Raw genomic sequence first — 19,692 nt, 5'->3', positions numbered from 1 at the left:
GAGTTCCCCTTTGTGGGTGGTGGGGTTTGGCAGGTCGGCCGCAGCATACGGTTGCCCGCCGCGGCCTCGTAGGCTCGGGCCCATGAGCAACGTGGTGAATGACGTGAGCGGGCAGCGCCGGATCGTGGTGCTGGACGAGCTGACGGGCGAGCAGATGCGCGACGTCCTGGACATGGTGGCCGCGGCTGCGGCCGAGGACGGCCAGCCGGCCGTCTCCGAACAGGGCCGTCTGCAGCTCAAGGGGCGGCGCGAGGGCGTGCGGCACGTTCTGGTGCGCGACGCGGCCGGGGAGTTCGTGGGGTACGGGCAGCTGGAGGACAGCGACCCGGTGGAGGCTCCGGCGGGCGAGTTCGTGGTGCACCCGGTGTTCCGGGGCCGGGGGCACGGGCGGGCGCTGGGCAATGCGTTGCTGCAGGAGTCGGGCAAGCGGCTGCGGGTGTGGGCGCACGGCGGGCACCCTGCGGCGCGGCACCTGGCGCAGGTGCTGGGCATGAGCCTGTTCCGCGAGCTGCGGCAGATGCGGCGGCCGTTGGAGGGCCTGGACCTTCCGGAGCCGGTGTTCCCGGAGGGGGTGACGGTGCGGACGTTCCGTCCGGGCGCGGACGACGCGGAGTGGCTGGCCGTGAACGCGGCCGCCTTCGCCCACCACCCCGAGCAGGGTTCGCTGACCCAGCGGGACCTGGACGACCGCAAGGCGGCGCAGTGGTTCGACCCGGAGGGCTTCTTCCTCGCGGAGCGCGCGGGGGAGATCGTCGGCTTCCACTGGACGAAGGTGCACGCGGACGAGCGCCTGGGCGAGGTGTACGTGCTCGGGGTGCGTCCGGGCGTCCAGGGCGGCGGTCTGGGCAAGGCGCTGACGACGGTGGGTCTGCGGCATCTGGCGGCGCAGGGGCTGCCGACGGCGATGCTGTACGTCGATGCGGACAACGCGGCGGCGGTGGCGGTGTACGAGCGGCTGGGGTTCGTGACGCACGAGACGGATCTGATGTACCGGACGGAGAGCTGAGCCAGGGGGCGAAACCTCCCGCCTTGACAGTGGGGGAACCCCTGCATCACCCTTTCACTAATCAAGTAGTGAAAGGGTGATGCTCCGGTGGTCGACTTCCGCATCGACCGGCGCACCGGCGTCGCCACGTATCTGCAGATCGTCCAGCAGGTCAAACAGGCCCTGCGGCTCGGCCTGCTCGCCCCCGGCGACAAGCTGCCCACCGCCAGAGAGGTCGTGGCCGCCACGGCCATCAACCCCAACACCGTGCTGAAGGCGTACCGCGAGCTCGACCGCGAGGGGCTCGTCGAGGCGCGGCCGGGGCTCGGGACCTTCGTGCGGCGGTCGTTGGCGCGACCGGGGGCCGGTGCCGACTCGCCGTTGCGCGGCGAGCTGGCCGACTGGACGCAACGCGCCCGCGCGGCCGGGCTCGACCGGGAGGACGTGGCCGCACTGGTCGCCTCCGTCCTGGACGAGCACTTCGGTGACCCCGCGCGGCGTCCGAGCGAGGGGACCGGAACCGGATGACCGACCTGACGTACCTCCCGGACCGGACCGCCCTGGAGGCGGCCGGCCTGGGGGTGGAGCACCGGCGCGGCTGGGCGCTGCGCGACTGCTCCTTCCGCATTCCCGCCGGGAGGATCTGCGCCCTGGTCGGGCCCAACGGCGCGGGCAAGTCCACGCTGCTGTCGCTGGCCGCGGGGCTGCGCAGGCCCACCGCCGGGGCCCTGCACGTGTTCGGCGGCGCGCGGCCGTCCGACCGCGCCGCCCGGCCCCGTATCGGCTACGTCGCCCAGGACAAGCCGCTCTACCCGCACCTCACGGTCGGCGAGACCCTGCGCGTGGGCGAGGAGCTCAACCCCGCCACCTGGGACTGGGCGACGGCCGAGCGGATCGTGGCCGCGGGGAAGCTGCCGCCCGCAGCCCGCATCGGCTCGCTCTCCGGCGGCCAGCGCACCCGCGTCGCCCTCGCCCTCGCGCTCGGCAAGCGGCCCGAACTCCTTCTGCTGGACGAGCCGATGAGCGACCTCGACCCGCTGGTGCGGCACGAGATGACGGCCGAGCTGATGACCGCGGCCGCCGAGCACGCCACCACCGTCGTGATGGCCTCGCACGTGCTGGCCGAGCTCGACGGCGTCTGCGACTACCTGCTGCTGCTCGCGGACGGCCGGATCCGGCTCGCGGGCGAGGTGGAGGACCTGCTCTCCGTGCACTCGCTCGTCATGGGACGGCACGAAGGCGAGGGCCTGCCACGGGAGTTCACCGGGCACACGGTCGTCGAGTCGCGCGTGACCGGACGCCAGATCACCGCTCTGCTGCGCACCGACGGACCGGTCGCGGGGGAGTGGGAGGTCGCCGAACCGTCCCTGGAGGAGCTCCTCCTCGCCCACCTGCGCTCCCCGGACGCCCCGGACCTGCTCACCCCGAGCGCCGAACCGCGCTCGATCGCCCCCGCACCGAAGAAGGCGGTATGACGGCCACCGCAACCCCGCTCGCTGCGTCCCCCGGCGCCCGCCCCCGTGCCGGGCTGCGCGGGCTGCCCTGGCTCGTCCTCCGGCAGCACCGCGCCACCGCCTGGTGCGCGGCGAGCGCACTCGCCGCGCTCGTCGTCGGCCTGGTGTGGCTGCGCAACGGGATGGACGACTTCATCGACAGCCGCGCCATCCGGGACGCCTGCATCACCTCCGCCGACTGCCCGACGGCCCAGGCCACCGTGGACCACTTCCGGAGCACGGCCGGTGACCTGCTGCACTACCTCGGCTATCCGCTCGCGCTGCTGCCGCCGGTCGCCGGCATGTTCGTCGCCGGGCCGGTGGTCGCGCGCGAGCTGGAGAGCGGGACGTACAAGCTCGCGTGGACGCAGTCCGTCTCGCCGCTGCGCTGGTTCGCGGTGAAGCTGTCGGTGCCCGCCGTGGCCGTGCTGGCGGGCGGGTCGATGCTGTCGGCGGCGTACATGTGGGCCTGGCAGGCCGTGCCGGAGGTGCTGCTGCCCGGCCAGGCCTGGTACCACTCGTTCGACAGGCTGGGCCCCGCGCCCGTCGCGCACGCGCTGCTCGGCATCGCCGTCGGGGCGCTGGCGGGCCTGCTGGTCAAGCGCACGATGCGCGCGATGGGCGCCGCGCTGGTCGGCTACCTGGTGCTGGCCCGTGGGCTGCTCGACACCCTGCGGCCGCACCTGGTGAGCCCGGTGACGCAGCTGTCCGCGGAGGCGCCGGGGCTCATCCGGGACCGCACCTGGATGCTGGAACGCGGCATCGTCACCCGTACGGGCGAGCGCCTGACGGAGCCCCGCTGCGGCGTCGGCGTCTCCCCGGAGCAGTGCCTCGCCCGGCACGACGGCGCCGGCTGGTACCTCGACTTCCATCCGTACAGCCACTTCTGGCCGCTCCAGTGGGCCGAGGCGGGCGTCTCCGTGGCCCTCGCGGCGATCGTCGCCGGTGTTGCGGTGTGGCTGCTGAGGCGTACGTACCGCTGAGCCGTCCGGCCGCCCTGCGCGGGCGCGTGCACATGATCCGTGCATGCGCCCGCGCAGTCCGTTCGGGCACCCTCCCGTGCACCCGTCCGTGCAGGCCACCGCCGTCGCCGCGTGGCAGGCCCCCGCTTTCCTGCGCGCCATGTTCGCGTTACCCGTGATTCACAAGCGGTTGCGAGCCTTGCCGAATGCAGCCCGCTGTGCCCCACGCACCCGCAAGACGGCTCCACGCCGCCAGGGCGCCCCTTTCCGGCGCGCCCGACCTGCCGTCGGCGCGGAACAATGAAGGTATGACCCAGTCCTCCAGCGCTCCGGCACAGGATCGTCCGCACGGCGAAGGGGAAGATCACGGAGGCCGCTCCGGGCGGCCGCAGCCCTCCGTCGGGTTCATCGCGGCCCGCCGCCCGCACACGGACGACTCCGCGGGCCTGCCCGGCCTGGAGCCGGATCTCGACGTCGACCTGGACGCGTACGAGGTGCGGTACGACGACACCTTCGAGGAGGGGCTCGACGGGCTCAAGGAGCGCGAGCAGCCCGAGGAGGAGGGTGTGCCCCGGCGCCCCGAGGAGGACCCGCTGCCCGAGGGGCGGTTCCTGGACCGGGAGCGCAGCTGGCTGGCGTTCAACGAGCGGGTGCTGGAACTGGCCGAGGATCCGGCCACCCCGCTGCTGGAACGCGCCAACTTCCTGGCGATCTTCGCGAGCAACCTCGACGAGTTCTTCATGGTCCGCGTCGCCGGCCTCAAGCGGCGCATCGCCACCGGAGTCGCCACCCGCTCCGCCTCCGGGCTGCAGCCGCGCGAGGTCCTGGAGCTCATCTGGACCCGCTCGCGCGAGCTCATGGCCCGGCACGCGGCCTGCTTCCAGCAGGACGTGGCGCCCGAACTGGCCGAGCAGGGCATCCACTTGATCCGCTGGCCCGACCTGACCGAGAAGGAGCAGGAGCGGCTCTTCACGCTCTTCCGGCAGCAGATCTTCCCGGTGCTGACCCCGCTGGCCGTCGACCCCGCGCACCCCTTCCCGTACATCTCCGGCCTCTCGCTCAACCTGGCCGTGGTCGTCCGCAACCCCGTGAGCGGCCACGAGCACTTCGCACGGGTGAAGGTGCCGCCGCTGCTCTCGCGCTTCCTGGAGGCCTCGCCGCAGCGCTACGTCCCGCTGGAGGACGTCATAGCGGCGCACCTGGAGGAGCTGTTCCCCGGCATGGAGGTGCTCGCGCACCACATGTTCCGGGTGACGCGCAACGAGGACCTGGAGGTCGAGGAGGACGACGCCGAGAACCTCCTGCAGGCGCTGGAGAAGGAGCTCATGCGCCGCCGCTTCGGCCCGCCCGTGCGGCTGGAGGTCGAGGAGACCATCGACCCGTACGTCCTGGACCTGCTGGTGCGCGAGCTGAAGATCTCCGACGCCGAGGTCTACCCGCTGCCCGGCCCGCTCGACCTCACCGCGCTCTTCGGCATCGGCGCGCTCGACCGGCCGGAGCTCAAGTACCCCAAGTTCGTGGGCGGCACGCACCGCGACCTCGCCCAGGTCGAGTCCGCCTCCCCGCCCGACATCTTCGCGGCCCTGCGCGAACGCGACGTGCTGCTGCACCACCCGTACGACTCCTTCTCCACCTCCGTCCAGGCCTTCCTGGAGCAGGCGGCCGCCGACCCCGACGTCCTGGCCATCAAGCAGACGCTCTACCGGACGTCCGGCGACTCACCCATCGTGGACGCCCTGATAGACGCGGCCGAGTCCGGCAAACAAGTACTTGTGCTCGTCGAGATCAAGGCGCGCTTCGACGAACAGGCCAACATCAAGTGGGCGCGCAAGCTGGAGGAGGCCGGCTGCCACGTCGTCTACGGGCTCGTCGGGCTCAAGACGCACTGCAAGCTCTCCCTGGTGGTCCGCCAGGAGGGCGAGACGCTGCGCCGCTACTCGCACGTCGGCACGGGCAACTACCACCCCAAGACGGCCCGCCTGTACGAGGACTTCGGCCTGCTCACCGCCGACACGCAGGTGGGCGCCGACCTCTCCGACCTCTTCAACCGGCTCTCCGGCTACTCGCGGCGCGCGACCTACCGGCGGCTGCTGGTCGCCCCCAGATCGCTGCGCGACGGGCTGGTCAAGCGCATCGCCAAGGAGGTCGCCCACCACCGCGCCGGGCTGCCCGCCTACATACGCATCAAGGTCAACTCGATGGTCGACGAGGCCGTCATCGACGCCCTCTACCGCGCGGCCCGCGCCGGGGTGCCCGTGGACATCTGGGTCCGCGGCATCTGCGCCCTGCGGCCCGGTGTGATGGGCCTGTCGGAGAACATCAGAGTGCGCAGCGTCCTCGGACGATTCCTGGAGCACTCCCGCGTGTTCGCCTTCGGAAACGGCGGGGAGCCGGAAGTATGGCTCGGGAGCGCGGACATGATGCACCGCAACCTCGACCGGCGCATCGAGACGCTCGTCCGGGTCACCGACCCCGGCCACCGTGCCTCGCTCAGCCGCCTCCTGGAGGTGGGCGTGTCCGACCGCACCGCCTCCTGGCACCTGGGCGCGGACGGCAACTGGACGCGGCACGCCACCGACGGGGACGGACAGCCGTTGAGGAATGTGCAGGAGATGCTCATCGACGCCCGGAGGCGCAGGCGTGGTTCGGCTACCCCATGACGTGCCCGGGGGGCAGGAAATGACAACGGTGAAAGGCGTACCGGAGACGGATGCGGCCGGTACCACGGCCGTCGACGTCCTGTCGGCCTATCTGCACGACCAGGCAACGGAGTTCCTGCGCAGCCTGCGGCTGCACCGGGAGAGCGGGGCGGACGCGGAGGACGTGGGCGAGGCGAGCCGCCTGCTGCGCCGCTCGGCGCGCCGCATCTCGGGCACGCTGCACGTGTACCGCCCGCTGACCGACACGGCGTGGACGGACCAACTGCACGGCGAACTGGCCTGGTTGTCCGACATCCTCGCCCGAGAGTACGCCTACGCGGCGCGGCTCGCACGGCTGCGGGGCGCCCTGCACCGGCTGTCCGGCGCAGAGGAGGACGACGGCGCGGGCGGCGGCCTGACGGTGGGCGCGGCACGGGCCGGGGCGCTGCTGGAGCGGCAGTTGACGCTCGCGCGGACGCGCGCCCACTCCGCTGCGCTGCAGGCACTGGGCTCCTCGCGCTTCCACGGTGTCGCCGACGCGGTGGCGGTGCTGGCCTCCGACGTGCCGCTCGACCCGGCGGCCCGGGGCCTGCCCGCCCGCGACGCGCTGTCGCGCCTGGCCGAGCAGGCGCATGTCCGGATGGCGGAGGCGGTGGCCGCGCTGCCGCTGTCGGTCGCGGGGCTCCCGTACAACTCCGAGGCGCTGGTCCACGGCCTGGCCGCGACGGCCGCCGCCGACGCGCCGCCGCCGGAGGGGCGGCAGGACGCGCCCTGGCACCAGGTGCGCCGGCTGGTGCGGCTGCGCCGCTACGCGCAGGAAGTGCTCGACGAGCAGCAGCAGACGGAGACCGAACCGTCCTTGTCCGTGCGCCTGTTGAGCGCCAGCCAGGCCCTCGACCGCCACCGCGACGCGGCGGAGGCCGCCGCTGCGGCCGCCTCCGCGGCCCGCACGCCGCGCATCGCCCCCGCCACGGCGTACGCCCTCGGGGTCCTGCACGCGGACCAGCGGCACGAGGTGGAGGCGGCGCGCTACTGCTTCGGCCGCGTGTGGCAGCGGCTGACGGGGACGACGTGAGCGCACAGGTCGTCCGCGCGGCCGGCTGCGTGCTCTGGCGGTACGTGGAAGGGGGCGGCGGCGTGGTGGAGGTCGCCGTCGTCCACCGACCGAAATATGACGACTGGTCGTGGCCGAAAGGCAAGCTCAAGCGCGGCGAGACCCCCCTGGCGGGCGCGGTCCGCGAGGTCCTGGAGGAGACGGGCATGCACTGCGAACCGGGCCCGCCCCTCCCCACGGCCCGCTACCTGGCCGCAGGCCGCCCGAAGGAGGTCCGCTACTGGGCGGCGCGCGCGACGGGCGGCACCTTCGAACCGAACCGGGAGGTGGACCAGTTGCTGTGGCTGCCGCTGGAGGCGGCGCGGGGCCGGCTGACGCAGCGGCGGGACCGGGAGCTGGTGGATGCGCTGGTGGGGGCGCTGCCGGGGCATTAGCCCCGTGGCGCCAACGCCCCCCAGGCAACCGTCACTTCGCCCTGGCGCCAGCGCTGCGGCCCGTCCAGCACGGGCCAGTCCCGCCGGAGTTCCGTCACCGTCCGGATCCACCGCTGCCGCGCGCTGAGCGCGGCGTACGGCGCAGCCGCCGCCCAGGCCCGGTCGAAGTCCCGCAGGAACGCGTGCACCGGTTCCCCCGCAACGTTCCGGTGTATGAGCGCCTTCGGCAGCCGCTCCGCCAGATCGGACGGCATCCCCAGCGACCCGAGCCGCGCGGCGAACGTCACCGTCCGCGGCCCCTCGGGCCCGAGCGCCACCCACACGTGGCGCCGCCCTATCTCGTCGCACGTGCCCTCGACCAGCAGTCCGCCCGGCGCGAGCCGCCCGCACAGCCGCGCCCAGACCTCGGCGACCTCGTCCTCGTCGTACTGCCGCAGCACGTTCGCGGCCCGTATCAGCGCGGGCCGCCGCGCGCCCGCGAGCGGCACCTCGAAGCCGCCGTGCGCGAAGGCCAGCCCGTCCCGGGCGTACGGCTGCGCCGCCGCGACCCGCCCGGGGTCTATCTCGACGCCGACGACCTGCGCGTCGGGCCGCACGGTGCGCAGCCGCCCCAGCAGCTCCACGGCCGTCCAGGGCGCGGCCCCGTAGCCGAGGTCCACGGCGACCGGGTCTGCGCTGCGCCGCAGCTCGGGGCCGTGCGCGGCGGCGATCCAGCGGTCCATGCGGCGCAGCCGGTTCGGGTTGGTCGTACCGCGCGTCGCCGAACCTATGGGCCGGCGGGGAGGGGCGGCGGTACGGGAGCTCATGGTGAACAAGCCTACGGGCGTGCTGCGTGGGGCTGGTGTGCCCGCGGTTCCTGGGCGCGGGTGTCCCACGCGCGCGTGTCGGCGACGTTGGCGCCGGCCTGCTCGGCGGCGCCGTCCGGATCCCGGTCCCGCAGTGCGGCCAGCAGCGACTCGTGGCCCACCGGGTCCGCGCCCTCGAAGCCGGGCGTGGACCACGTGTCGGCCATGGCGGCGTGCAGCGGCTCGGCGAGGTTGCAGTAGAGCTCGGACAGGAGCGGGTTGCCGGCGGCCTCGGCGACCCCGGCGTGGAAGGCCCAGTCGGCGGCGACCCACGCCGCGAAGTCCCCGGCGCGCCACGCGTCGCCGCGCCGCTGGAGCGCCACGGCGAGCTCGTCGAGCGTGGCGTCGTCGGCCCGCACGGCGGCCAGCCGGGCGGCCTGCGCGTCGAGGGCCTCGCGCACTTCGAGCAGCTGGCCGAGGCCGCTGTCGCCGTAGAGGCGGGACACCGCGCCGGACAGCTCGCTGGTCGCACGGACGTACGTGCCGTCGCCGCGCCGCACCTCCAGCAGGCCTGCGTGGGCGAGCGCGCGCACCGCCTCGCGGACGGTGCCGCGCGCGACCTCCAGCCGACGCATCAGCTCGGGCTCGGGCGGGATGCGGGAGCCGACGGGCCATTCGCCGGAGGCGATCCGGGCCCGGATCGCCTCGATGACCTCGGCCGTCAGGGCCGGCCGGCGGACCGGTTCCAGAGTCATGGATTCACGGTACCCGTTCGGGGCATGGACATAAAACGTCGGACGTCTTACGTTTGAGTCATGTCCTCCGCGCCGCCCCGGGTCTCCGCCCCGGCCCCGTCCGTCACCGCCGCCCCGTCCACTCCCCGCCGCGCCCGCGCCGCCTGGCTCACCGCCGCGGCCGTGGTGCTCATCGCCCTCAACCTGCGCCTCGGCATCAGCAGCGCCTCCGCCCTGCTCGAAGCCCTGCGGGCGGATCTCGGCCTGCCCTCCGCGGTGGCGGCCCTGCTGCCCACGCTGCCGACGCTGTGCTTCGCGGCCGCCGGCGCCGGCACGGGCGCCCTGGCCCGGCGCATGGGCGCCGAGCGCGCGGTGCTGCTGGCGCTCGCCGCGCTCACGGCGGGCCTCGCGATACGGGCGGTGCCGGCGGTGTGGGCGCTGCTGGCGGGCACGGCGCTGGGCATGTCGGGCCTGGCGCTGTGCAACGTCCTGCTGCCGACGCTGGTCCGCACCCACTTCCCCGGCCGCACGGGCCTGATGACCAGCGTCTACACGACCACGCTCGCCCTGGGTGCGGCCGTCGCCTCCGCCGTGTCCGTCCCGCTGGCCGGCGCCCTCGGCTCGCCGTCGCTGGGGCTCGCGGTGTGGGCCGTGCCGGCCCTGGCGGCCCTGGCGGTGTGGGCTGCGGTACGGGCCCGGGCGCCGCGCGCCGCCGCGGAAGCGTCCGCGGGCGGGGCCGCCGAGCGGACATCCCTGCGGGCCGTCGCCCGCACCCGGCTGGGTGCGCTGGTCACCGCCTACTTCGGCCTGCAGGCGCTCAACGCCTACGCGGTGGTCGGCTGGCTGCCGTCCCTGCTGTCGGGGCAGGGCATGTCCGAGGGCGCGGCGGGGGCGGTGCTGGCGGTCACGCAGGCGGTCGGCATCCCCGTGTCCTTCGCGGTGCTCGCCGTGGCCAAGGGGCCGGGGCGGCTGCGCGGGGCGTTCGTCGGTGTCTCGCTGGCGATGCTCGCCGGGTTCGCCGGCCTGCTGCTGGCGCCGGTGGCGCTGCCGATGGTGTGGGCGGTGCTGGTGGGGCTGGGGATGTGCTCGTTCCCGCTGGTCCTCGCCGTGATCGCGCAGAGCGGCGGCAGCCCCGCGGAGACGACGGCCCTGTCCACGCTCTCCCAGTCCCTCGGCTATCTGCTGGCCGCGCTCGGCCCGCTGGCGGTCGGCCTGCTGCACGGTGCCACCGGCGGCTGGACGGCACCCATGGCGGCCCTGCTGGTGACGGCCGCGGCCCAGCTGGTGGCCGGCGTGCTGCTGTCCGGCAGCCGGGTCGGGCCCCAGGGCTGAGGCGGCGAAGTGGATGGCTACATCACGCTTTGGCAAAGTGGGAAGGGGAGACCGCCTCCGCAGCGTTGGCCCCGGTGAACAAGAGAGTGGTGCACGTCCCAGGCACACGGAGGAATACGCAGGTGAGCCAGTACGCATCCCGGCTCGGCGCTCGCCGCGGCCGCACGCTCGGCCCCTTCCACAAGCCCCAGTTGCCCCAGATCCGGCGCCTCGGCACGCCCCGGCGGCCGCGCCGCATCGCCATGCTCAGCGTTCACACCTCCCCGCTGCACCAGCCCGGCACGGGCGACGCGGGCGGCATGAACGTCTACATCGTCGAGCTCGCCAAGAGGCTGGCGAGCATCGACATCGAAGTCGAGGTCTTCACCCGCGCCACGACCGGAGCGCTGCCGCCCGTCGTGGAGCTCGCCCCCGGCGTCCTCGTCCGGCACATCGACGCCGGTCCCTACGAGGGCCTGGCCAAGGAGGAGCTCCCGGCGCAGCTGTGCGCCTTCACCCACGGTGTGATGCAGGCCTGGGCCGGACACCGGCCCGGCCACTACGACCTGGTCCACTCCCACTACTGGCTCTCCGGCCACGTCGGCTGGCTGGCCGCCGAGCGCTGGGGCGTGCCGCTGGTCCACGCCATGCACACCATGGCCAAGGTCAAGAACGCCGCGCTGGCGGAGGGCGACACCCCCGAGCCCGACACCCGGGTCATCGGCGAGACCCAGATCGTCCGGGCGGCCGACCGGCTCATCGCCAACACCGACGGCGAGGCCGAGGAGCTCGTGCACCACTACGACGCCGACCCCGGCAAGGTCGCCGTCGTGCACCCGGGGGTCAACCTCGACCGCTTCCGCCCGTCCGACGGCCGCGCGGCCGCCCGGGCGCGGCTGGGTCTGCCGGCCGATGCGCTGATCCCGCTGTTCGCCGGGCGCATCCAGCCGCTCAAGGCCCCCGATGTGCTGCTGCGTGCGGTCGCCGTGCTGCTGGAGCGGCGGCCCGAGCTGCGCGCGCGGATGGTCGTGCCGGTCGTCGGCGGCCCCAGCGGCAGCGGCCTCGCCAAGCCCGAGGGGCTGCAGAAGCTCGCCGCCCGGCTGGGCGTCGCCGATGTGGTCCGCTTCCGCCCGCCGGTCGGCCAGCAGCAGCTCGCCGACTGGTACCGGGCGGCGTCCGTGCTCGTCATGCCGTCCCACAGCGAGTCGTTCGGCCTGGTCGCCGCCGAGGCGCAGGCCTGCGGCACGCCGGTGCTGGCCGCGGAGGTCGGCGGCCTCCCGGTGGCCGTCCGGGACGGGGTCAGCGGCTTCCTGATACCCGGGCACGACCCGGCCGACTACGCGGAGGCGCTCGCCCGCTTTGCGGACACACCGGAGCTGACGGACCGTATGGGCTCCGCGGCCGCCCGGCACGCGGAGTCCTTCGGCTGGGGCGCGGCGGCCGCCGCCACGGCCGACGTCTACACCGCAGCCATGCACGAGCGGCGCCGTCGCCTACGCTCGACCCATGTCTGACGCGAAGACCACCATCGAGCAGGCGCTGCGCGAGGCCGGGCTCGAATGGGAGAGCCCGGCCGACGGTTCGTACGTCGTCAAGCTCCCCGGCACGCGCAAGCTCTCGACGACGGTCTCCCTGCTCGTGGGCAGGCACTCGCTGTCCGTCAACGCCTTCGTCGTGCGCTGCCCCGACGAGAACCACGAGGCGGTGCACCGCTGGCTGCTGGAGCGCAACACCCGCCTGTACGGCGTCGCTTACGCGGTCGACCCCCTGGGCGACGTCTACCTGGTGGGCCGCCTGCCGCTGGCCGCGGTCACCCCGGACGAGATCGACCGCATCCTCGGCACGGTCCTGGAGGCGGCGGACGGCAGCTTCAACACCCTGCTGGAGATGGGCTTCGCGTCGGCGATCCGCAAGGAGTACGCGTGGCGCACGTCGCGGGGCGAGTCGACGCGGAACCTTGACGCGTTCGCGCGCCTGACGCGCAAGGAGGAGTAGTCACCCCGACACCCGCTCCTCCTCGGCCCGCGGTGCCGGCATCGCCCCGCCGGCCGGGGCCGCCGCAGGCAGCCCCCGCATGAGCAGCCAGTACCCCGCGGCGGCCACGCTGCCCACCACCGCGCAGCCCGCCCACAGCGTCGCGGCCCCGAAGCGGTCGATCACCGTGCCGCCGGCCAGCGGCGCCACCAGTGCCGCCACCGACCACGACAGCGTGTAGACGCCCTGGTAGCGCCCGCGCCCGTGCGTGGGCGACAGCCGCACCACCAGCCCCATCTGCGTGGGCGAGTTGACGATCTCCGCCAGCGTCCAGACGGACACCGTCAGGGCGTACACCGCGATCGACCCGGCGAACGCGGTCAGTCCGAAGCCGTACCCCGCGAGGAGTGCGGAGAGCACCAGCAGCCGCTGCGGGTCCCGGTGCTCGATGAAGCGGGTCACGGGGATCTGCAGGGCCACGATCAGCACGCCGTTCACCGCGATGACCGTCCCGTAGTCGCTGCTGGAGAAGCCGCTCTCGCCCATGGCCAGGGGCAGCGCGACCGAACTCTGCTGAAAGATCAGGGCGATGAGGAACGACAGCCCGACGACGCTCATGTAGCGCCGGTCGCGGAGCACCGTGCCCATCCCGACGGCCGGTTCGGGGCCGGCCGCACCGGAGGATGCCCGCTCGGGCCGCGACTCCGGCAGCTTGAGGAAGACGAGCACGGCGCACGCCAGCGTCATCGCCCCTTCCACCAGGAAGCCGATCAGATAGCTGTGTTCGGCGATCAGCCCCGCGGCCAGCGCCGAGAAGGCGAAACCGAGGTTGATGGCCCAGTAGTTGAGGGCGAACGCCCGGACCCGGTCCTGCGGGGCCACGATGTCGGCCATCATCGCCTGCACGGCCGGGCGCGAGGCGTTGCCGGCCATGCCCACCACGAACGCGACGGCCGCGATGGCGCCGGGGTGCTGCATGAAGCCCAGCAGCGCGACCGAGAATGCGGTCGAGGCCTGGGCGACGAGCAGGGTGGGCCGCCGCCCGAGGCGGTCGGTGAGCACCCCGGAACCGATGGAGGAGATCACTCCGCCGAGCCCGTGCAGCGCCGCGACCATCCCCGCGAACGAGGCCGAATACCCGCGCTCCACGACGAGATAGAGCGCCAGGAAAGAGGAGACGAAGGAGCCCAGCCGGTTGATCAGCGTGGAGGTCCACAGCCACCAGAACTCCCGCGGCAGCCCCGAGACGCTCCGCCGCACCGCCGTTCCCATGCCCACCCGTGCCCCCTGTGTAAGTGGTGATCAGTAGATCCGCAACTTACACACTTTCGACGTGTGCACGCCATCGAATTGACGATCGTGATCAAGTGACCGGCGCAGGGCCGGGGCGCGCGGGCCGCCCGCGCAGTCGATTACGCTCATGGGCATGGCCGACGCACCGTACAAGCTGATCCTCCTCCGCCACGGCGAGAGCGAGTGGAACGCCAAGAACCTGTTCACCGGCTGGGTGGACGTCAACCTGAACGAGAAGGGCGAGAAGGAGGCGGTCCGGGGCGGCGAGCTCCTCAAGGACGCCGGCCTGCTCCCGGACGTGGTCCACACGTCCCTCCAGAAGCGCGCGATCCGCACCGCGCAGCTCGCGCTGGAGTCCGCGGACCGCCACTGGATCCCGGTCCACCGCTCCTGGCGGCTGAACGAGCGCCACTACGGCGCGCTCCAGGGCAAGGACAAGGCCCAGACCCTGGCCGAGTTCGGCGAGGAGCAGTTCATGCTCTGGCGCCGCTCGTACGACACCCCGCCGCCGGCCCTCGAGGACGGCTCCGAGTTCTCGCAGAGCGACGACCCGCGCTACGCCTCCATCCCGCCGGAGCTGCGCCCGCGCACCGAGTGCCTCAAGGACGTCGTCGCCCGCATGCTGCCGTACTGGTACGACGGCATCGTGCCCGACCTGACGGCCGGCCGCACGGTCCTGGTCGCCGCGCACGGCAACAGCCTGCGCGCCCTGGTCAAGCACCTCGACGGCATCTCCGACGCCGACATCGCGGGCCTGAACATCCCCACCGGCATCCCGCTCGCCTACGAGCTCGACGCCGACTTCCGCCCGGTCGTCCCCGGCGGCACGTACCTCGACCCGGAGGCCGCCAAGGCCGCCATCGAGGCCGTGAAGAACCAGGGCAAGAAGAAGTAGCGCCGCCCGCTGCGCGACGGAGGGAGCCCCCGGCCGGAATCCCGGCCGGGGGCTCCCCCCGTGAGTGACATGTGCGAGGGGTCAGCCGCAGCCGCCGCCGCACTGGCAGGAGCCGCCGCTCTGGCAGCCGCAGCCGCATCCGGGTCCGCACTGACAGCCGCTCATTCGGTACCTCCTCGATGGAGTGGTCAGCCTGTCCACCAGTCAAGGGCGGCCCGCAGCGACCGTCAATGCCCGTCGCGTACGTATGAGCGGGCGCGCAGGCGCATTCACGGCGTGCGGTGGCACATGCAGGCGCACAGTTCAGCCGTGCGCCTATGCGTTCTCGCCCGCGCCGGGGGTCTGTCCGATCTCGTCCGCGTGCTCACCGGTGACCAGGTAGACCACGCGCTTGGCCACCGAGACCGCATGGTCGGCGAAGCGCTCGTAGTAGCGGCCCAGCAGCGTCACGTCCACGGCCGTCTCGATGCCGTGCTGCCAGCGGTCGTCCATCAGGTGCTGGAAGAGCGTGCGGTGCAGCATGTCCATCGCGTCGTCGTCCTGCTCCAGCTGGAGCGCCAGATCGACGTCCTTGGTGATGATCACCTCGGCCGCCTTGGCCATCAGCCGCTGGGCGAGCTGGCCCATCTCCAGCACCGTGGAGTGCAGGTCCGAGGGCACCGCCGTCTCCGGGAAGCGCAGCCGGGCCAGCTTGGCCACGTGCTGGGCCAGGTCGCCCGAGCGCTCCAGGTCCGCGCTCATCCGCAGCGAGGTGACCACGATCCGCAGATCGGTGGCGACCGGCTGCTGCCGCGCCAGCAGGGCGATGGCCCGCGCCTCCAGGTCCCGCTGGAGGTCGTCGACCTTGGCGTCCGCGGCGATGACGGACTCCGCCAGCTTGAGGTCCGCGTCCAGGATCGCCGTGGTGGCGCGCCCGATCGCGGAGCCGACCAGCCGGGCCATCTCGACCAGGCCCTCGCCGATCGAATCCAGCTCCTCGTGGTACGCGTCCCGCATGTCCTGTCCTTCTCTCGTCCGAGTGCTACGGATGGCCGGGTGGCCCCGTCACGGTCCCACGTTCCGGCCGGAATCCGACGGCTTCCGTCATCCGGAGTGAACCGGTCCTGACCTCAAGGTGAACTCTCGGCAACGTATGTTCGAGGTACCCCCCGTTCGGCTGTGGAGGTGTCGGTGGGCCCGCATAACCTGGATACATGAACGTGAACGCGGCGGTTGCCGCCGCAGCAGCGGTCGCCGGGCTGTGCACCGGTGTGATCGCCATGCTGGCGTTCCGCTGGAGCGAGCGGGACCAGGCCCGCCCCACGCGGAGTTCCCTGCACACCGATGCCGTCCTGCCGCCCGGGGTGGACACCGTCCTGTCGGTGCTCCGGTCCTCCGCGGTCGTGCTCGACGAGGGCGACGCCGTGGTCAAGGCCAGCTCCGCCGCGTACGCGCTCGGGCTCGTCCGCGGCGGCAGGCTCGCCGTCGAGCCCATGCTGCAGATGGCCCGCGACACCCGCCGCGACGGCGAGATACGCCAGGTCGAGCTCGACCTGCCGCGCCGCGGCACCGGCCGCGGCGACGCCCTCGCGGTCTCCGCCCGGGTCGCCCCGCTCGGCTCCCGGCTGGTGCTGCTGCTCGTCGAGGACCTCACCGAGGCCCGCCGCATCGAGGCGGTCCGCCGGGACTTCGTCGCCAACGTCAGCCACGAGCTCAAGACCCCGGTCGGCGCGCTCTCCCTGCTCTCCGAGGCCGTCATGGACGCCGCCGACGACCCCGAGGCCGTCACCCGCTTCGCGGGCCGGATGCAGATCGAGTCGACGCGGCTGACCAACCTGGTCCAGGAGCTCATCGACCTCTCCCGGGTGCAGAACGACGACCCGCTGGAGGACGCCGAGCCGGTCCGGGTGGACGAGCTCGTCGCCGAGGCCATCGACCGCTGCCGCCACCAGGCCGGCACCAAGCAGATCACCATGGCCGCGGGCGGCACCGCCGACCTGCACGTCTGGGGCAACCGCGGCCAGCTCGCCGCGGCCCTGGGCAACCTCGTGGAGAACGCCGTCAACTACAGCCCCGCGCGCACCCGGGTGGGCATCGCCGCCCGCCGGGTGGCCGCCCCCGGCGGCGACCTCATCGAGCTCGCCGTCACCGACCAGGGCATCGGCATCTCGGAGAAGGACCGCGAGCGCGTCTTCGAGCGCTTCTACCGCGTCGACCCCGCCCGCTCCCGGGCCACGGGCGGCACGGGCCTGGGCCTGTCGATCGTCAAGCACGTGGTCGCCTCGCACGGCGGCGAGGTCACCGTGTGGAGCGCCGAGGGCCAGGGGTCCACCTTCACCCTCCGCCTGCCGGAGGCCGGCTCCGTCCGCGACCGCGTGCGGGCCGAGCGGGTCCGCAGCCGCCTGCCGGACGACCCCGCCTTCGACGACCCGGCTGCCGACCCCGTCGACCCCGCCGACCCCTTCGTCCCCGAATCCCTTCCCGCCCCGGGGGTCCACCCATGACACTCGAGGTTCCCTTTTCCCCCACTGCGTACTACCCAGAGACCCGACCGGAGGTCTTTCCGTGACCCGAGTGCTCGTTGTAGAGGACGAGGAATCCTTCAGCGACGCGTTGTCCTACATGCTCCGCAAGGAGGGCTTCGAGGTCGCCATCGCGACGACCGGCCCCGACGGGCTGGACGAGTTCGAACGCAACGGCGCCGACCTGGTCCTGCTCGACCTCATGCTGCCGGGCCTGCCCGGCACCGAGGTCTGCCGGCAGCTGCGCAGCCGCTCCAATGTGCCCGTGATCATGGTCACGGCCAAGGACAGCGAGATCGACAAGGTCGTCGGCTTGGAGATAGGAGCCGACGACTACGTCACCAAGCCCTTCTCCTCCCGTGAGCTGGTGGCCCGCATCCGCGCCGTGCTGCGCCGCCGCGGCGAGCCCGAGGAGGTGACCCCGGCGGCCCTGGAGGCCGGCCCCGTCCGGATGGACGTCGACCGGCACGTCGTCACGGTCGCCGGCGGCAAGGTCGACCTGCCCCTCAAGGAGTTCGACCTCCTGGAGATGCTGCTGCGCAACGCGGGCCGTGTGCTGACGCGCATGCAGCTCATCGACCGTGTCTGGGGCGCGGACTACGTCGGCGACACCAAGACGCTGGACGTGCACGTCAAGCGCCTGCGCGCCAAGATCGAGCCGGATCCGGGCGCTCCGCGCTACCTGGTGACGGTGCGCGGCCTCGGCTACAAGTTCGAGCCGTAGGCCGCGGGCGGGCACGACGAAGGGGAGGGCCCGGAAGCGGAATGCTTCCGGGCCCTCCCCTTTCGGTGTCCCTGTTCCGGGCCCCGGCTCAGTGCCCGGCGTGCTGCTGGCCGGCCTGGGCCGACTCGCTCGAGCCCGGGCTCGGCTTGGCACCGGCCTGCTGGCCGGCCTGGCCCGGCTTGCCGGGCTGCTGCTGGGCGGGCTGGCCGGTGGCCTGGGAGGCGCCGGGCGCCGGGGCGGGGTTGCTCGGGCCCCAGTCCTTGAAGAAGCTCTTCGCGGGGTACACGAAGGCGCCGATCTTCACTTCGCCCGTGTTGCTGAAGTCGAAGGCCAGCTGCTGGGAGTCGCCGTCCTTGAAGCCCTCAGGGCCCTTCGGGAGCACGGCGGACGCGTTGTCCTTGCCGCCCAGGGTCAGCGAGCCGCCCGCGGGCACGACCAGCGCGCCGGTGCCCTTGGCGGGGCTGAGCTTCACCGTGACGTTCTTGCCCGGGAAGCTGATCGAGCGCAGCTGCTGATCCGTGCGGCCGTTGTTGAAGATCTTGCCGGTGACCACGGCGGGGCCGTTGGCGGCCTGCTGCTCCGGCTGGGTGATGACGTTGACGTTCTGCAGCTTGATGTCGCCGACCGTGGTCTCGGCGTTGTCCGGCTTGACCTGCAACGTCTGCGCGCTGTTGCCCGCCGCACAGGCGGAGAGCGAGGCGATCGAGAGCACGAGGGCGGTAGCGGCGAGAGCGCCGCGTCGAAGGCTGCTGCTCACGGCGGCGGCATCTCCTTGGACGAGGTGGGCGAGATAAAGGGTGTGTCAGCGCGCTTAGGTTACCGAGCCGCCATGGGGCCGCCGCACCCGACCCGCCCCATGGTCCACTCCGGTGCCCGGACACCCCCTCCCGGACGTCGCCCGCCGGGCGTCCGGCCGGCCGCGTCCGAATATCGCCGTCGCGGCGGCCGGGAAGTCGTTCATGGCGTGCGCGGGGGCGCTCGCGCGGATTATCGGCGCAGAATGCGAAGGCGCCAGGGAAGAACTTCCGGAATTGATCAAGTACGGCTTGATCAATTCCGGAATCGCCGTGCGGAAGGCCGGGCGCGCCCCGAACGGAGTACCGGAACTCGGCCGACCGGACCCCGGCAAAACGGGACGTTCGGCCGCCCGCGAGCCCTGCCCGGAGCAGGTGGCGCGCGTGTTTCGCCGCGCCCGAAGACCGGCTCCGACCTGCGAATACCCGCTTCCGGAAGCCCTCCGCAGCACGTCCCGGTTGCTGTTGTCAAGCCCCGAGATATGCCCTGACCTGCGGAAACGCCATTCAGAACGGGCAGTTCCCGTGTTAGACTGGATAGCCACGGAAGGGGTACCTGTCACATGACGTTCAAGGTTGGCGACACCGTGGTCTATCCCCATCACGGGGCCGCGCTGATCGAGGCCATCGAAACTCGCCAGATCAAAGGCGTGGACAAGACCTACTTGGTGCTGAAGGTCGCCCAGGGTGACCTGACGGTTCGGGTGCCGGCGGACAATGCCGAGTTCGTCGGCGTACGCGATGTGGTCGGCCAGGACGGGCTCGACCGGGTCTTCGAGGTGCTCCGCGCGCCCTACGCGGAAGAGCCGACGAACTGGTCCCGTCGCTACAAGGCGAATCTCGAGAAGCTCGCGTCCGGCGACGTGATCAAGGTCGCCGAGGTCGTGCGCGACCTGTGGCGCCGGGAGCGCGAGCGCGGTCTCTCCGCAGGTGAGAAGCGGATGCTCGCCAAGGCGCGGCAGATCCTGGTCAGCGAGCTCGCTCTTGCGGAGAACACCAACGAGGACAAGGCCGAGGCCCTGCTCGACGAGGTTCTCGCGTCCTGACGCACAGTTCGGCCTGACGCACAGCTTGACGCCAGACGGTTAGGCGACCCACCCGACGCAAGGCAATG

General features: G+C 72.9%; 19 protein-coding genes. 14 read left to right on the top strand and 5 right to left on the bottom strand.

Annotated features, from left to right (window positions below; genetic code table 11):
- The first annotated feature begins 82 nt into the window (after positions 1-82).
- From mshD to ACLHRZ_RS39080, 7 genes are all read left to right on the top strand, one after another.
- Positions 83-1,006 (top strand): mycothiol synthase, encoded by a 924-nt coding sequence (gene mshD / locus ACLHRZ_RS39110; RefSeq protein WP_490423345.1) that lies wholly within the window; start codon positions 83-85, stop codon positions 1,004-1,006.
- An 87-nt stretch (positions 1,007-1,093) separates the two neighbouring features.
- On the top strand, positions 1,094-1,513 hold the full coding sequence (locus tag ACLHRZ_RS39105; protein WP_490423344.1) for a GntR family transcriptional regulator: 420 nt from the start codon (positions 1,094-1,096) through the stop codon (positions 1,511-1,513).
- Positions 1,510-2,460, top strand: a complete 951-nt coding sequence (locus tag ACLHRZ_RS39100; protein ID WP_490423343.1) for an ABC transporter ATP-binding protein — start codon at positions 1,510-1,512, stop codon at positions 2,458-2,460. The genes ACLHRZ_RS39105 and ACLHRZ_RS39100 overlap by 4 nt, the downstream gene beginning before the upstream one ends.
- The gene (locus ACLHRZ_RS39095) at positions 2,457-3,461 is read left to right on the top strand and encodes an ABC-2 membrane transporter-related protein (protein WP_490423342.1); all 1,005 of its coding nucleotides are present in this window, start codon (positions 2,457-2,459) and stop codon (positions 3,459-3,461) included. The genes ACLHRZ_RS39100 and ACLHRZ_RS39095 overlap by 4 nt, the downstream gene beginning before the upstream one ends.
- 287 nt (positions 3,462-3,748) lie before the next feature.
- Entirely contained in the window at positions 3,749-6,100 is a 2,352-nt protein-coding gene (locus ACLHRZ_RS39090; RefSeq protein ID WP_490423341.1) for an RNA degradosome polyphosphate kinase, read from the top strand.
- Between the two features lie 19 nt (positions 6,101-6,119).
- Positions 6,120-7,154 carry a CHAD domain-containing protein gene (locus tag ACLHRZ_RS39085; protein WP_490423340.1) on the top strand — a complete coding sequence of 345 codons (1,035 nt, stop codon included), beginning with the start codon at positions 6,120-6,122 and terminating at the stop codon, positions 7,152-7,154.
- Positions 7,151-7,567, top strand: a complete 417-nt coding sequence (locus ACLHRZ_RS39080) for an NUDIX hydrolase (RefSeq protein WP_490423339.1) — start codon at positions 7,151-7,153, stop codon at positions 7,565-7,567. Before ACLHRZ_RS39085 ends, ACLHRZ_RS39080 begins: the two co-directional genes overlap by 4 nt.
- Here ACLHRZ_RS39080 and ACLHRZ_RS39075 read toward each other — a convergent pair.
- Both ACLHRZ_RS39075 and ACLHRZ_RS39070 read right to left on the bottom strand, forming a co-directional pair.
- A complete protein-coding gene (locus tag ACLHRZ_RS39075; protein WP_490423338.1) occupies positions 7,564-8,373 on the bottom strand; it encodes a class I SAM-dependent methyltransferase in 810 nt (269 codons plus the stop codon). The two genes, ACLHRZ_RS39080 and ACLHRZ_RS39075, sit on opposite strands and share 4 nt — an antisense overlap.
- A gap of 11 nt (positions 8,374-8,384) precedes the next feature.
- A complete protein-coding gene (locus tag ACLHRZ_RS39070) occupies positions 8,385-9,107 on the bottom strand; it encodes a FadR/GntR family transcriptional regulator (protein ID WP_490423337.1) in 723 nt (240 codons plus the stop codon).
- Positions 9,108-9,167: 60 nt separating this feature from the next.
- Here ACLHRZ_RS39070 and ACLHRZ_RS39065 point away from each other — a divergent pair, with 60 nt between their 5' ends.
- The 3 genes from ACLHRZ_RS39065 to ACLHRZ_RS39055 all read left to right on the top strand — a co-directional run bounded on the left by ACLHRZ_RS39065 (position 9,168) and on the right by ACLHRZ_RS39055 (position 12,392).
- Entirely contained in the window at positions 9,168-10,418 is a 1,251-nt protein-coding gene (locus ACLHRZ_RS39065; RefSeq protein ID WP_490423336.1) for an MFS transporter, read from the top strand.
- Positions 10,419-10,540: 122 nt separating this feature from the next.
- The gene (gene mshA, locus ACLHRZ_RS39060) at positions 10,541-11,911 is read left to right on the top strand and encodes a D-inositol-3-phosphate glycosyltransferase (RefSeq protein WP_490423335.1); all 1,371 of its coding nucleotides are present in this window, start codon (positions 10,541-10,543) and stop codon (positions 11,909-11,911) included.
- Positions 11,904-12,392 carry a type III secretion system chaperone family protein gene (locus tag ACLHRZ_RS39055; protein WP_490423334.1) on the top strand — a complete coding sequence of 163 codons (489 nt, stop codon included), beginning with the start codon at positions 11,904-11,906 and terminating at the stop codon, positions 12,390-12,392. Before mshA ends, ACLHRZ_RS39055 begins: the two co-directional genes overlap by 8 nt.
- On the opposite strand, the gene ACLHRZ_RS39050 is transcribed toward ACLHRZ_RS39055, so the two are convergent.
- Complete coding sequence (locus ACLHRZ_RS39050; RefSeq protein ID WP_490423333.1) at positions 12,393-13,643, bottom strand: MDR family MFS transporter; 1,251 nt, start codon at positions 13,641-13,643, stop codon at positions 12,393-12,395.
- Between the two features lie 154 nt (positions 13,644-13,797).
- On the opposite strand from ACLHRZ_RS39050, the gene ACLHRZ_RS39045 reads away from it, so the two are divergent.
- Complete coding sequence (locus tag ACLHRZ_RS39045; RefSeq protein WP_490423332.1) at positions 13,798-14,559, top strand: phosphoglyceromutase; 762 nt, start codon at positions 13,798-13,800, stop codon at positions 14,557-14,559.
- Between the two features lie 315 nt (positions 14,560-14,874).
- Here ACLHRZ_RS39045 and phoU read toward each other — a convergent pair whose 3' ends face one another.
- On the bottom strand, positions 14,875-15,555 hold the full coding sequence (gene phoU, locus ACLHRZ_RS39040; RefSeq protein ID WP_490423331.1) for a phosphate signaling complex protein PhoU: 681 nt from the start codon (positions 15,553-15,555) through the stop codon (positions 14,875-14,877).
- A 197-nt stretch (positions 15,556-15,752) separates the two neighbouring features.
- Here phoU and phoR point away from each other — a divergent pair, with 197 nt between their 5' ends.
- Positions 15,753-17,042, top strand: coding sequence for a two-component system sensor histidine kinase PhoR (gene phoR, locus ACLHRZ_RS39035; RefSeq protein WP_490423330.1), 1,290 nt, complete (start codon positions 15,753-15,755; stop codon positions 17,040-17,042).
- A gap of 61 nt (positions 17,043-17,103) precedes the next feature.
- Positions 17,104-17,784, top strand: a complete 681-nt coding sequence (phoP, locus tag ACLHRZ_RS39030) for a two-component system response regulator PhoP (RefSeq protein WP_390781772.1) — start codon at positions 17,104-17,106, stop codon at positions 17,782-17,784.
- Between the two features lie 88 nt (positions 17,785-17,872).
- On the opposite strand, the gene ACLHRZ_RS39025 is transcribed toward phoP, so the two are convergent.
- The gene (locus tag ACLHRZ_RS39025) at positions 17,873-18,541 is read right to left on the bottom strand and encodes a copper chaperone PCu(A)C domain-containing protein (protein WP_490423329.1); all 669 of its coding nucleotides are present in this window, start codon (positions 18,539-18,541) and stop codon (positions 17,873-17,875) included.
- A 600-nt stretch (positions 18,542-19,141) separates the two neighbouring features.
- On the opposite strand from ACLHRZ_RS39025, the gene ACLHRZ_RS39020 reads away from it, so the two are divergent.
- Positions 19,142-19,624, top strand: a complete 483-nt coding sequence (locus ACLHRZ_RS39020) for a CarD family transcriptional regulator (RefSeq protein WP_003953493.1) — start codon at positions 19,142-19,144, stop codon at positions 19,622-19,624.
- The last annotated feature ends 68 nt before the right edge of the window (positions 19,625-19,692 follow it).

The organism is Streptomyces sp. AM25 (assembly GCF_058146165.1).
The sequence above is the reverse complement of the archived record's forward strand: the minus strand, read 5'-3'. Positions and strand labels throughout refer to the sequence as shown.

Excerpts from the sequence above, each read along its gene's own strand:
- mshD (WP_490423345.1), top strand. The coding sequence starts at position 83 with ATGAGCAACGTGGTGAATGACGTGAGCGGGCAGCGCCGGATCGTGGTG.
- ACLHRZ_RS39065 (WP_490423336.1), top strand. The coding sequence starts at position 9,168 with ATGTCCTCCGCGCCGCCCCGGGTCTCCGCCCCGGCCCCGTCCGTCACC.
- ACLHRZ_RS39050 (WP_490423333.1), bottom strand. The coding sequence starts at position 13,643 with ATGGGAACGGCGGTGCGGCGGAGCGTCTCGGGGCTGCCGCGGGAGTTC.
- ACLHRZ_RS39075 (WP_490423338.1), bottom strand. The coding sequence starts at position 8,373 with ATGAGCTCCCGTACCGCCGCCCCTCCCCGCCGGCCCATAGGTTCGGCG.
- ACLHRZ_RS39095 (WP_490423342.1), top strand. The coding sequence starts at position 2,457 with ATGACGGCCACCGCAACCCCGCTCGCTGCGTCCCCCGGCGCCCGCCCC.
- ACLHRZ_RS39090 (WP_490423341.1), top strand. The coding sequence starts at position 3,749 with ATGACCCAGTCCTCCAGCGCTCCGGCACAGGATCGTCCGCACGGCGAA.
- ACLHRZ_RS39085 (WP_490423340.1), top strand. The coding sequence starts at position 6,120 with ATGACAACGGTGAAAGGCGTACCGGAGACGGATGCGGCCGGTACCACG.
- ACLHRZ_RS39070 (WP_490423337.1), bottom strand. The coding sequence starts at position 9,107 with ATGACTCTGGAACCGGTCCGCCGGCCGGCCCTGACGGCCGAGGTCATC.
- ACLHRZ_RS39100 (WP_490423343.1), top strand. The coding sequence starts at position 1,510 with ATGACCGACCTGACGTACCTCCCGGACCGGACCGCCCTGGAGGCGGCC.
- ACLHRZ_RS39055 (WP_490423334.1), top strand. The coding sequence starts at position 11,904 with ATGTCTGACGCGAAGACCACCATCGAGCAGGCGCTGCGCGAGGCCGGG.
- phoR (WP_490423330.1), top strand. The coding sequence starts at position 15,753 with ATGAACGTGAACGCGGCGGTTGCCGCCGCAGCAGCGGTCGCCGGGCTG.
- phoU (WP_490423331.1), bottom strand. The coding sequence starts at position 15,555 with ATGCGGGACGCGTACCACGAGGAGCTGGATTCGATCGGCGAGGGCCTG.
- ACLHRZ_RS39045 (WP_490423332.1), top strand. The coding sequence starts at position 13,798 with ATGGCCGACGCACCGTACAAGCTGATCCTCCTCCGCCACGGCGAGAGC.
- ACLHRZ_RS39020 (WP_003953493.1), top strand. The coding sequence starts at position 19,142 with ATGACGTTCAAGGTTGGCGACACCGTGGTCTATCCCCATCACGGGGCC.